General features: G+C 68.1%; 10 protein-coding genes. 6 read left to right on the forward strand and 4 right to left on the reverse strand.

Annotated features, from left to right (window positions below):
- Nucleotides 1-97: 97 nt before the first annotated feature.
- The 3 genes from ABQF30_RS14305 to ABQF30_RS14315 are packed head-to-tail and all read left to right on the forward strand — an operon-like array spanning nucleotide 98 to nucleotide 5,791.
- Nucleotides 98-2,218, forward strand: a complete 2,121-nt coding sequence (locus ABQF30_RS14305; RefSeq protein ID WP_448464696.1) for a SaeA-related protein — start codon at nucleotides 98-100, stop codon at nucleotides 2,216-2,218.
- On the forward strand, nucleotides 2,215-4,635 hold the full coding sequence (locus ABQF30_RS14310) for a GAP1-N2 domain-containing protein (protein WP_448464698.1): 2,421 nt from the start codon (nucleotides 2,215-2,217) through the stop codon (nucleotides 4,633-4,635). Before ABQF30_RS14305 ends, ABQF30_RS14310 begins: the two co-directional genes overlap by 4 nt.
- Nucleotide 4,636: 1 nt before the next feature.
- Nucleotides 4,637-5,791, forward strand: coding sequence for a hypothetical protein (locus tag ABQF30_RS14315; RefSeq protein ID WP_448464700.1), 1,155 nt, complete (start codon nucleotides 4,637-4,639; stop codon nucleotides 5,789-5,791).
- A gap of 9 nt (nucleotides 5,792-5,800) precedes the next feature.
- Here ABQF30_RS14315 and ABQF30_RS14320 read toward each other — a convergent pair whose 3' ends face one another.
- Nucleotides 5,801-6,742, reverse strand: coding sequence for a DUF8017 domain-containing protein (locus tag ABQF30_RS14320; RefSeq protein ID WP_448464702.1), 942 nt, complete (start codon nucleotides 6,740-6,742; stop codon nucleotides 5,801-5,803).
- A gap of 123 nt (nucleotides 6,743-6,865) precedes the next feature.
- Here ABQF30_RS14320 and ABQF30_RS14325 point away from each other — a divergent pair, with 123 nt between their 5' ends.
- Nucleotides 6,866-7,369, forward strand: a complete 504-nt coding sequence (locus ABQF30_RS14325; RefSeq protein ID WP_448464704.1) for a pyridoxamine 5'-phosphate oxidase family protein — start codon at nucleotides 6,866-6,868, stop codon at nucleotides 7,367-7,369.
- Here the strand turns inward: ABQF30_RS14325 and ABQF30_RS14330 are convergent.
- On the reverse strand, nucleotides 7,366-8,331 hold the full coding sequence (locus tag ABQF30_RS14330; RefSeq protein WP_448464706.1) for a pirin family protein: 966 nt from the start codon (nucleotides 8,329-8,331) through the stop codon (nucleotides 7,366-7,368). The two genes, ABQF30_RS14325 and ABQF30_RS14330, sit on opposite strands and share 4 nt — an antisense overlap.
- Nucleotides 8,332-8,385: 54 nt before the next feature.
- On the opposite strand from ABQF30_RS14330, the gene ABQF30_RS14335 reads away from it, so the two are divergent.
- On the forward strand, nucleotides 8,386-8,643 hold the full coding sequence (locus ABQF30_RS14335) for a DivIVA domain-containing protein (protein WP_448464708.1): 258 nt from the start codon (nucleotides 8,386-8,388) through the stop codon (nucleotides 8,641-8,643).
- Between the two features lie 195 nt (nucleotides 8,644-8,838).
- Here ABQF30_RS14335 and ABQF30_RS14340 read toward each other — a convergent pair whose 3' ends face one another.
- On the reverse strand, nucleotides 8,839-9,132 hold the full coding sequence (locus ABQF30_RS14340) for a WhiB family transcriptional regulator (RefSeq protein WP_448464710.1): 294 nt from the start codon (nucleotides 9,130-9,132) through the stop codon (nucleotides 8,839-8,841).
- 348 nt (nucleotides 9,133-9,480) lie between these two features.
- Between ABQF30_RS14340 and ABQF30_RS14345 the strand changes: the two genes are divergently transcribed.
- Nucleotides 9,481-10,248, forward strand: a complete 768-nt coding sequence (locus tag ABQF30_RS14345) for a transcriptional regulator (protein ID WP_448464712.1) — start codon at nucleotides 9,481-9,483, stop codon at nucleotides 10,246-10,248.
- A 6-nt stretch (nucleotides 10,249-10,254) separates the two neighbouring features.
- On the opposite strand, the gene ABQF30_RS14350 is transcribed toward ABQF30_RS14345, so the two are convergent.
- Complete coding sequence (locus ABQF30_RS14350) at nucleotides 10,255-11,736, reverse strand: MinD/ParA family ATP-binding protein (protein ID WP_448464714.1); 1,482 nt, start codon at nucleotides 11,734-11,736, stop codon at nucleotides 10,255-10,257.
- Nucleotides 11,737-11,799 lie beyond the last annotated feature (63 nt).

Here is an 11,799-nt window from a genome sequence, read left to right on the forward strand (position 1 = left end):
GAGGAGCGTTGGCGCAGCACAGCACGCGGCGGCGCCCGCTGCCCGCGGTCGCGCCGAGCCGATCCGACGTTCCGCCCGGCGAGGACTTGGTTTTCTGATGGCCGATCTAGACCCCGCCGACGAGCATGACGACGCCGACCCGCGGTTGGCGCCGCTGCTGGCCTGGCGTCAACAACTCGTCGATTCCGGCGCGGTCGCCCCCCGCAGCTTCAAAGAGTCGCACCTGCGTCTGGTGCTGAGATCCGGCCGCACCGATGTCGAGCAGATCCGCGCGATGCTGCCCGGATCGGTGGGCCAGCACGCCGACGAGATGGCCCGGATATTGGCCGAGCTCGCAACGACGTCTGCTGAGCAGACCGCGGCTCGCGGCAAGCATCGCAGCCCCGACGCGTCGTCGCCTGGGCTCCCTGTCCCGACGCACCCCGACCCGCCTGCGCCGGCTGACCCGGCGCCACCGGCCCCGCCTCCGGAGCCGCCCGAGCCCGAGTCGGCGCAACCAACGCCGCCGGCTCCAGAACGCAACGAAACACCCGAAACACCCGAAACCACAAGCGGATTCGCACCCTACCTGTTCGGAAGCCAGCAGGCGGCGCTACACGTCATCAAGGTGCGCCGCGGCGGCGCTGCCGGCACCACGGACCTGAGCTGGCCGGCCTACGAGACGCCGGGTGTCGCGCTGTACCGGTTGGTCAGCGTCGACGGTCAGGCGCCGTACTCACCGGATCGCGCCGATCTGGTCGCCGTGACCGAGCAGCCCGCCGCCACTGATGAGCGGCCGCCGATAGCTCCGGTCCGGCACTACCAGGTGTGGGTCAATGCGGGGGCATCCCGCGCGGAGGCGCAGGCCTCCCAACCGCTGCTATATGCCAGCGGGGTAGTGGTCAGACCGATCACCGACTTCGAGATCCGCGAGGACGCCGGCTGGGTCATCGGGCAGTGGACCGCGCCTCCCGGAATCGGCGCGGTACAGGTGTATCGAATCCCGATCGACGAGGTCGACCGCGACGAGGCGCAATACCGGATCCTGGCAGGCAGCGAAAATCTGGCCGGCTTCGTCGACACCGAGCCGGTCCGCGGCCAGCGCTACCGGTACCGGGCCCGCTGTGCCGTCGATGTCGAGGGTGTCGTGGGGTTGGCCGAGCCGGCCGAAGCCGACGTCGAGTTGGCGGCGGCACTGGCACCGGTCACCGACCTGGCGGTGGAGACCGACGTCGACGGGGATACGTGCGAGCTGTCGTGGACTCCTCCGGCGGGTGGTCAGGTGGTGATCTACTGCAGCCAGAACGGTCCCAGCGCCGGGGCGGAGGGCATCGAACTGCCGGAAGGAGCCCTCGAGCAGGTCGGGCTGACGCCCGAATTGCGCCTGGCACAGCCGGTGAGCGAGCAGCCCGGACCGGACCGTCGTCGGCGCTCGCTGATGAGCGGGGTGTCCTGGCCTTCGCAGTGGAGCCGGGCATATTTCACGCCGGTGACCATCCTGGCCGAGCGGGCGATCCTCGGCCGCACGCAGTCGTCGGTGCGCACGGGCACCATCCGCGACATCGAACTGGCCGAATACTGCAACAAGCAGATATTGACCTTCGATTGGCCCGACGGTGCCGCCGGCGTCGTGGTCTATCTGGCGCCCAAGGGGCACGATCCGCGGGCCGGTCTGACAGGCAGGTCATTCGAGATCTCGCTGGAGGAGTACGAGAGGTACGGCGGCATGCACCTCACCGGGCAGCTTCCGGTGGGCGGCTGCTCACTGCATCTGGCGCCGGTCGCGTACGCGGGCGGGCGCCGGATGACCGGGACATTCTCCAGCGTCGAGTACCCGGGCCTACTGCGGTTGCAGTACGCGGTGCGAATCGGCCGGGATCCCAATGGTTTTCCCACAACCGCCACGGTCGCGCTGCGTGCCGAGCACGACGTGCCGGGATCGCCCGGCTTCGTCCTGGTGAACAACCCGCAGCGGCTGCCGCTGAGTGTGCACGACGGGCAGCCTGTCGACGTGGCACCGTTGGATGCCAACGGCCAGCTCGCCGATCACCCGTCCAAGGAGCTGCGCTGGTCGGCGCTGACCACATCCGGCGACGGAGAGTTGTGGGCTGCCAACGTCAGTGGATTGCAGGGCTGGATCCGGCTCTTCGTCGACATCCCGTCACCGGCGCAGCTTCGGGTGGTTGCGCTGCTGGATCCGCCTGTTGACACCTTGCAGCTGACCGCGGTCGCGCCATGACGTCCCGCTACGGCCAGCTGGCTTATACGTCGTTCGACGCGGCCGGATCTGTCGGTGGCTGGCAGGTCAAAGAGACCAGCGGTGGGCTTACTCCGGAGGAGACGCAGCTGTTGCTGGCCGGTGTGCGAACCGTGTTCCGTCCGGTCGACCAGCCGCCGGACTTTCCCACGCCCGAACAGCTCGAGCAGGGACCGCGTCGCCTCGCCTACCGGCGCACCGACCAATCCGGCGCCGCCTACTGGCACACCGTCCCGGCGGGTTCGGACAGCACCGGCCGGCCGGGCAATGTGTTCGCGCACGTGCTGCTGGATCGCACCCCCGACACGATCCCGCGGAAACGGGCGATCGAATGGTGGCGCTCGTCGTATTGGCTGCAGCCGTACGGCGCGACCGCGGTGGCGCGCGCTGTCCTGACCGACACCAACCCGACACCTGGCGCGGCGGTGACAAAGGACAGCGTCGTCCAGTTCGCGCTGGACGACGCGACCTGGCGGTTGGCGACGCTGTTCGGGCTGCTGGACGCGGTGGCCGCGGCGCTGGACGGCGGGGCGCCGGTGGCGTTCGGAGTCCAGTCCGCGGATTCGGCGGCGCAGTGGATCGGCCTGCTCAGTTTCTTGATGTCCCCGGGCACTGCGGCCGACCTGAGCTTCTCCACTTTCGATCGCGCCGACCAAGTTTCAGTCCACAGCGGTCAGTTGCTCAGCGCCGTGCCCATCGCGGATCTGACCGGCGTGCCGCCCGGTGTGGTGGCGATCAGCGAAACCGAGACCTTGTCGCTGGGTGAGCTCGGCGGCGAACCCCATCGCACCGCGGGCGGGCACAGCGTGGCGGTGACGCCCTGGTCGGCGATGGCGCAGGTGGTGATGCTGGATCCAGGGTCTGCGCGGCAGCTTTTGGACGACATCGACACGATTGCGCAGCAGGTGCGCGACGTAGGTCTGCACCCAGCGTGGCCGATGGCGATGGCGGTGGCGGGTCGCGCCGAGTTCGCCGACGCCGAAGCCGAGGCGCACGAGGTGATCGCAGAGCATTCACCGCCGGGGATCGCGGTCGGCTCTTCAGCCGCCCGCACCATCTCCAGCGTGCTGTCCGCGGCGGTGGGGACCACCACGGCCGACGCCTGGCAGGCGGTCCACGAACTGAAGGCCGGGCCCGGAGCCGTGTTCGCCGACACCACATATCTGTGCCGAGCCATCGCCGACGACGACTGGTTGGCCCAATCTGATCCAATACCCTTGGGGCCCAGACCGTTTCACGGGAAACCAATCCCTCCGCCGCTACGGTCCGCGATCGGCGGCGCCCTGGCACCCGACCGGGGTCCGGACAGGTTGCTGCGGGTGATCGACCTTTTGCTGCGCGCCGGCGTCGAGGACGAGCGACTCCGCGCCGCCCTGGTCGACGACGTCGTACCGCACCTCGGTGACCCCGGTCTGCGGCAGCGCATCGGCGCCGAAACCAGGCTGACGCTGGGCGCCGCGCTGCTCCAAGATGACATCGACGGCATCGGCATCGACGACGACCTGTTGGACTGGCTGGCCGACGCGGCCCCGCTGCCTTCGCTCGCTCAGCTGTCGCAGGCGCTGCCATGGGATTCGGTCTGGACGAGCGCGGCGCTGCGCGGCGTGCGTACCCGTCGCCGCGGGCCGGTCGAGACCGGCGATCCCGGCGCGCACCTGTGGTGGCTGCGGGTGACCGGGTCGGATGAGTTCGAGCCGACCGCATCCTCGGCGGCCTGGGATCCCGCAGATCTGTTGCTGGCGGCAGGCTCTCACCCGGTGTCCGGGCCGGCCGCGGTACGCACGTTGGTGGGTGCACCCGACTCGCCGGCGATGGAACAGTTGGCAGGCAAGGTGATCGACGAGAACGGGGACGGTTTGGCGGTGGCCTGCGCAGCCGTCCGGCACATCGGGCCGCAGACGTGGCTGCAGCAGCGCTACGTCGAAACCCATCAAGGCGCCTACTCGCCGCTGTGGGATCAGGTTCTCACCGGTATCGAGCCCGACGGTGTGCACCCCGACTTCGCCACGCGGATACTGACTTTCGCCTTGTTGGGGCTGATTGCCGGCCAACCGTACCCGCAGGCGTGCAACGCGTTGGCCGCGGGCAATGGTCACGATGCGGTGGACCGGCTGCTGCCCATGGTCGCCAACGGTGACCTCACACCTCAGGTGGTGCTGGCTGTGAGTCTGCTGCGTGCAGCGAGCGCCGAGGCCGCCGCACGGCCTCTCGATGCGGTCGAGGAACTGGCCGGTCAGGTCGCCGAGCGGATCGCCGTCAGGCTCCCCGGTGATGAGGGCGCCGTCGACGGCGTCGCGGCGATGATGGCCCAGCTTTCGGGCGACGCGACAGAGGGCGCACTGCGCGGGTATCGCAAGATGGTGAGCAGGCTGCTGGCGCGACGACGGGGGAGCCGCTGACATGAGCAAGTGCCCGCGCTGCTTCACGGCGCTGAACCCCAACCAACATCTGTGGACCCTGCCCGCCCAGGCAGGCGGTACCCGCTACCGCGACGAGGTCGCGTCGGCATATGTCGGTGCCCCCGCCGACTGCGGCCCGCTCTACACCTGGTCGCGCAGTCCGGGTTACAACGGCCCGCCGCCGCCGACCTCCGAGGCGAGCCGTGCCCTGCAAGGGCCCGCGGTCGAGATCTGCCCGGTATGTCACTTCACGTTGCCCGACGGCTGGCGCGAGGGCCACGCGATCTGCATTGCGCTGGCCGGCGCGCGCGCCACGGGTAAAAGCCTCTACATCGCGGTACTGGTCAAACAGCTTGAGCTGTTGTGCGAACGGTTCGGTTTCTCGATGCTGCCGGCCACCCGCGGCACCGCGCAGGCCTACGCCACCCACTACGAGGGCCCGCTCTACGTCCAGCGCGGATTGATCCCGCCGACTCCGACCGTGCACACCCAGACCGCCGATCATCGTGAGCCGCTGATGTTCTCGATCGGGGTGTGGCATGGGGTGCGACGCTTCCTGGTGCTGCGCGACGTGGCCGGTGAAGACATGGAGACCGGTGACCTGCATGCGCCTCCGTTCCGGTTCTTCGCCCACGCCGACGCGGTGTTCTTCATGTTCGATCCGCTGCGGGTCAAGACAATCCGCGACCAGCTGCAGGATCTTCTTCCCGCTCAGGTGTTCAGCAGCGGGGATCCGCGCTCGGTGCTGACCAACCTGCTGATGGCGGTCGGCTCCGGCCGGCCCAAACTGGCCCTGATCCTGTCGAAGTTCGACGTGCTGCGGGCGTTGCACGACGTGGAGGGTGACTGGGGCCTCATCATGTCCAACGGTGGCGCGGCCTACCTGCGTGACACGTCCGACGGTCGTCAGTACGACGACGTCGACGGGCAACTCCTGCACGAAGAGGTGCGCAGCCTGCTGATCCGGCTCCACGGCGGATCGATCATCGCCGCGGTGGAGAACCCGTCGACCGGAATCCACCTGCCCAGCCGCAACTTCGCGGTGTCCGCACTCGGTCACCCGCCCAACGGAAATCACCTACACGCCAGGGGAATTGCCCCGTTCCGGTGCGTTGATCCGGTGCGATGGGTGACATCGGGTTTCGGCGTTCTCTAGCCGGCCGCCTCAGGTGTCCTTGCGCAGCGTTCCGACAAGTTGATCGATCAGGGCGGGGTCCGGCGCACCGGGATAGCCCTGCTCGAGCGAGACGATGAACAGCACGGACCCGGGCTGACCGGGCACCTTCGTCGCCAACATGGAATGCAGCGCCGTCGGGGCGGTGCACGCGTCGGCCTCGATGCCGGTGACGGTTGCGACGATCTGAACCGCCGGTTCTCCGGAGATGGTGAGCTCCCGGGGCGGGCCGAGGGAAACCGTGGGCACCACACCAGTTTTCGATGTGTAGATGTCCGCGACGAGCTGGGATTCCCGTTGCACGGCCTCCTGGATGTCGTCGGTGCCCTTTGCGCCGGGTACACCGGTGGCGCCGCGGTGCACGTCCGGGCACTGCTTGTTGGGCATCACGGCCGAGCCGCTCATCGTTCGGACCGGGCAGAAGCCGAATGGCCCGTCAGGACAGGGCTTTTCCCATCCGACCAGGGCGGTGCAGCTGTTGACGGTCCAGTCCGGAGGGACGTCGTAACCGAGCCCACGAGGGCTTTCCACCGCAATCCAGCCGGGGGGCGTCTGCGGCTTGGTGCTGGCGATCCGCCCCGCGCACGCGGGCGTGGCGGCGGGGGAGGGCGACGTCGTCGCCGATTCCGACGAGGTGACCGACGTCGTGACGCCGGCGGTGTCGGTTTCGTCATCGTCTGCGTTCAGAGTCCACACGAACCCACCGACCGCGACGGCTGCAACGAGAACCAGTGCGACAGCGGCGATGATCCACGGGGTCTTGTTCCGCTTGGGCGGCCGTCCATACGGCGGCGGGACCTGGCCGTACCCCGGCCAGTGCTGCTGCGGATAGCCGCCGGAATACGGCTGCGGCCGATTCTGGTAGGCGCCGGGGTATCCCTCGTAGGGCGGCTGTTGACCGCCGTACGGATCTCCCGGTGGTGGGTAGGTCAAGGTGACGCAGCCCCTCCTCTGCAGTGCTCGCTGACCGGAGTATAGATACCACCGCCGTACCAATGTCTTCCGCCGAGCAGTTCCCGCTTATGGTGGGCACACCGAGCAGAGAGGTGCTGATGCGTGGGTAAGAACGAGCGCACAAAGATCGTCATGGCCGACGACGAGATCGCCGACTTCATCGAACGCAGCCGGACCGCGACCATGGCAACGGTGCTGCCCAACGGCAGGCCGCACCTGGTCGCCATGTGGTACGCGGTCCTCGACGGTGAAATCTGGTTCGAGACGAAGGCCAAGTCGCAGAAGGCGGTCAACTTGCGCCGCGATCCGATGGTCACCGTGATGATCGAGGACGGCCAGACCTACAACACTCTGCGCGGGATCTCCATCGACGGGCATGGCGAAATCGTGGACGACCCCGAAACCCTTCTGCGCGTGGGCATCAGCGTGTGGGAGCGCTACACCGGGCCCTACACCGAGGAGATGCGCCCCTTCGTCGACCAGATGATGAACAACCGGATCGCGGTGCGGGTGGTGCCAGGCCGGCTACGCAGCTGGGATCACCGCAAGCTGGGCCTGCCCGAGATGCCGGTGGGCGGAAGCACAGCGCAGTATCTCGACGCCTAACTCTCGGGGCGCCGCCGCGGTTTGAGCCTGCCATTCGGCAGCGGCGGCGCGGGCAGTCGCGCGATGCGGCCGCGATAGCCGTGAACGTCGCCGAACCGCCCGTCGTTGGATTGCCACAGTTCGCGATAGGCGGCGATGTCGTCGTGACTGCGGCCGACGAAGTTCCACCACATCACCAGGTCCTCGGGGAATGGTGGCCCGCCGAGCAGAACCACTCGCGCTGGGCCGCCGCCCGGGTTGGCGATGTGCAGCTGCTGGTGGCCGGGAGCTTGATAGGCCATATCGGCCACCTCGAGGGCGGTCTCGCCGACATGGACGACGCCCTGATCCAGCAGCACGCCGTGCTCGAAGGAGGGGTCGACATCGAGGGTGAGCACCGCGCCCGCCTCGAGGTCGAGCTGCGCGCCGAGCAATGGTGTGAAGGTGTGCACGGGGGATCGCGAATCGGCCAGCTCACCGAGGAAGACCCGCAGGGTGACACCGTCGAGGGCCAGCGGCGGCGGCGCGTAATGGGCGAAGTCGCGATCGGTGTCACGGGCGGATTCCGGCAGGGCGACCCACAGCTGTACGCCGTGCAGGATCGACGTGTTCGCGGTGGAGACCTCGGAGTGACAGATCCCGGCGCCTGCCGTCATCAGATTGAGCTCGCCGGGCCGAACCATGGCGTGCACCCCCGCGCTGTCACGGTGTTCGATCTCGCCGGCGAAAAGCCAACTCACCGTTTGTAATCCGGTGTGCGGGTGCGGCGGCACGTCCATGCCGGGGCCGTTGCGGACATCGTGCGGGCCGTAGTGGTCGGCGAAACACCACGCTCCGATCAGCGACCGTTCCCGCTGCGGCAGGGTGCGCCGGACCAGGATCGCGCGTGGCCCGCCGAGTGGTACCTCGCGCGCGTGCAAGACCCCCGTGAATGCCGAAGTGGCACAGGTGACCTCGGCGGGCGCCGGATCCGTGTTGCTCATGAGGCCACGGTAGTGCGATCCGGCGCGAGCCGACGCACGGTTAGCATGAGCGCCATGAGCCGGGATCTGACAGCCGACGATGTCCGCAGCGCGCAGTTCCCCAAGCCACCCATCGGTAAGCGCGGCTATGACAAGAAATCGGTGGACGACTTTCTGCAGCTCATCGTGCGCAGGCTCGACGGGCGCGGACACCTCAGCGCGGACGACGTCCGCAACATCGCGTTCCCGAAGCCGCCGGTGTTCCAGCGGGGCTATGACGAGGACGAGGTGGACAGCCTGCTCGACGCGGTGGTTGCCACGCTCGAGCGTTAAGAAGTCGGAGGACGGTGCCGGCAGTGCGCCTCACGGCGAGTGGTCGCTCGAAGCGACTGTTTTGGATGGGACCCGGGGCAATGCCGACACCGTCGAATGATGTAACGGCAGACCCCGGGTCCCTATTCCTCGCCCTGTGGGAATGCTGCCCTCCCGCCGCCGTCCCCTCGAATCGGCGGCGAGAGGGCCAGTGATTCAGGCGGCGTCCGGGAAGATCAGGCGGGTCTTGCGCACGGGATAACCGTGGCGCTCCGCCAGCGAGCGAAGCTGCTTGAGCGCGAACGCACGGCCTCGGCCGCCCTCGGGAACCATGATGCCGGCCCACAGGCCTTCGGCCCGGGGCAGCTCGCATGCTTCACGGGCGCACAACCAGCGCCGGGGGCATTCACGGCAGATGACCTTGGCCTCGTCGTCGGGCGTGGAGGTCCACCGCTCCGGGTCGCTGGTGCACACGCCGAGTGGGATTCCGTTGGCCATCAGTGCGTTCATGCTGCTGCTCCTGTTAGGGACTGTTGCGGTGGGCACCGCGTTGGCGTGAACGCTATAGCAACAACCGTAGCGATGCAACAGTTTGAGCAGAAGCGATGGATCGGATCGCTACGGAAGTTTGCAATGTTAACGACGCGGAGTCACCTGCGAAAAGGTCCGATCAATGCAAAATCGCACGTCAAGCAGCGGACGGACGGCCTAAACGCAGCCGTAGCATCGGTGCGGTTTGTAGTCGGCACAACGTGTTGCACTGATGTGGTTTGCTGCGATCGATGGGGAAGCAGGCGTAGCGGTGCTGCGGTCGAGGGTTAGGATTGTTGCGTCCCGACAGCAAGGAACCATCTCGAGATGACCGACGCGGAGTTCGATCTCGCGACTGGCGAGTTCGACCTCGGGCTGGTGCGTGCCGGTGCGGCCGCGGCGGCCCGGCGTCGAGAGCTCGACATCAGTCAGCGGAGTTTGGCTGCCGACGGCGTCATCAACGCCGGCGCGCTGATCGCATTCGAAAAGGGCCGTAGTTGGCCGCGTGAGCGCACCCGTCTGAAACTGGAAGAGGTGCTTCGCTGGCCGCCGGGAACCATCGCCCGGCTCCGGCAGGGTGCCCCGGCTCCGGCAACACCCGCCCCGCCACCGCCGGCGGCTCCGCCCGCCGCCGTACTGCCGGCGACTTCAGTACCGACAAGCGACGAAGTGCCGTTGATCGCGCAGGCGGTCCTCACCGCGGTGAACACCCTCGAATCGACCATTGCGACGCTGCCCGCCGTCAGCGATCCCGACTTCACCCCCAGGGTGACGGCGATCCTTGCCGATCTGCGCCAGCTCGAGGCGGTGGCGTCGCGCGCGGCGCGGATCAGCATGGTGACGCCGGCATTGATCAAGGCGCTGAGCGCGGTCCGCCGTCAAATCGATGAGCTGACCATGCGTGCGGCGTCCGCGCCGGGAGCCACCCTCGGGCAGCGGTTGTACGCCGCCAGGCGTCAAGCGAACCTCACGATGGGCGAAACCGCCCAAGCGGCAGGGGTTTCCGAGGATGCTATTGCCCGAGCGGAAGCTGAGCACCCGGTGGATGCCACCGCTGTGCACGCCGTCGAAGCACTCATCAGCGCGCTGCGCTGAATCAGGTCAGGCTCGTTCCCTGGCACGGTCGTCGTGCGTCGGGAAATGGTCGGCCAGCGCTGCGGCGATTTCCAGAAAGCGCTTACGTACCGCCGGTGACATCTCCTGGATGTCGACGACGCCGCCGGGCCGTAAATGTCCGTCGAACGGAACCTCGACCACCACCTGTCCCTGGCCGGAGAACTGGTTGGCGAGGATCGACCGGGTGCGTTTGTCGGCGTGGCCGTCGGAGTCGTTGAGGACGACGACGGTGCGTTGCAGCAGGCTCGTCATTCCGCGGGCGGCCAGCCAGTCCAACGTCTGGCCTGCCGTCGCGGCTCCGTCGACCCATGGCGAGGACACCACGACCAGTGCGTCGAGGTCACGCAGCACCTCCTGCGTCACCGGCGAGTCCATCGTCGAACTGCAATCGACCACCGAGATCGAGAAATGCCGGTCCAGCCGGGTGGTGGCCTCGCGGTAGATCGCCGCATCCAGCACGCGGCGTCGCGCCGGGGTGCCCTCGCCGGCCAGGACGAACAGGCCCGCCGAGTTGTTGCCGACCCGGCTGCGCACGTCGGCGAACGATTCCAGGTGCTTGTCGGATGCCAGTTCCCAATACGAACTGTGGGCGCGGGGATCGACTCGGCTGCCGAGCTTTCCGAATGAGGTGTCCGCATCGATGGCCACCACGCGGTCATCCTGGCGCAGATGGGCGAACATCGACCCGATGCTCGCGGAGACCGTGGTCTTGCCCACTCCGCCCTTGCCGAGCACGCCGATCTTGTAGTGGCCGCGCAAGACCCCTTTGATCTTGGCTTCCAGTTCGGCTTGCCGGAGATCCTCGGCCGACGGTCCGAGGTTGATCAACCCGAAGCTGGCCCGGTACACGAACAGTCGCCAGCCGCTGCCGGGCGGTTGGCGCCGCGGCGGCACCAGATCGTTGACCCGGATGCGATCGGCGTAGGACCCCGGTGGAACTGCCGGTGCAGGGGGCTGCCCAGGGGCGGCGCCGGGATCCGTCGCGAAACCGCCTTCGGCAGGCCACGGCTGTCCGGGCTGTGGTGGGCCGAACGGCTGCTGCGATCCAGCAGGCGGCGCCGGCGGGCGGGGAGGCGTCTTCCAGCCCTGGTCCCACGGATCCGGCCGGGCGGGCCCGGGAGGCTGTTGCGGTGGTTGCTGTGGAGATTGCGGGGGCGGAGGCGGCGGTGGCTGCTGCTGCGGTGGCTGTTGAGGAAGTGGCTGGGTCGGCTGGGTCGGTTGGGTCGGCTCTCGAAATGACGTCCGGGCCCGCTCGGCATCGGGATCGGTCGGAACGCCCCGGGGATCCTCGGACTCGGCACTGGTTTGATTTTTGGGCGGCACCAACTCGACCGGTGGCCGGCCGGGTAGTGACGGCGGCTTGGGTGCTTTTCGGCGCCCCGTCGGCTTGGTGTCCGGTTCGAAATCGCTTTCCTCCGGCCCCGTCCAGCCAAGCTCTCTACGCAGCGTGTCGTCGGGGTCGGTCACGACTAAATCTCCTCCGAATGTCAGACGACGAGAATCTCGACCGCTCCAAGTATCGACTACAAC

The sequence above is a fragment of the Mycolicibacterium sp. XJ870 genome, from assembly GCF_053483975.1.

Coding starts and splice junctions, on each gene's coding strand:
- ABQF30_RS14330 (WP_448464706.1), bottom strand. CDS start 8,331: ATGAGCAACACGGATCCGGCGCCCGCCGAGGTCACCTGTGCCACTTCG.
- ABQF30_RS14335 (WP_448464708.1), top strand. CDS start 8,386: ATGAGCCGGGATCTGACAGCCGACGATGTCCGCAGCGCGCAGTTCCCC.
- ABQF30_RS14345 (WP_448464712.1), top strand. CDS start 9,481: ATGACCGACGCGGAGTTCGATCTCGCGACTGGCGAGTTCGACCTCGGG.
- ABQF30_RS14340 (WP_448464710.1), bottom strand. CDS start 9,132: ATGAACGCACTGATGGCCAACGGAATCCCACTCGGCGTGTGCACCAGC.
- ABQF30_RS14315 (WP_448464700.1), top strand. CDS start 4,637: ATGAGCAAGTGCCCGCGCTGCTTCACGGCGCTGAACCCCAACCAACAT.
- ABQF30_RS14305 (WP_448464696.1), top strand. CDS start 98: ATGGCCGATCTAGACCCCGCCGACGAGCATGACGACGCCGACCCGCGG.
- ABQF30_RS14310 (WP_448464698.1), top strand. CDS start 2,215: ATGACGTCCCGCTACGGCCAGCTGGCTTATACGTCGTTCGACGCGGCC.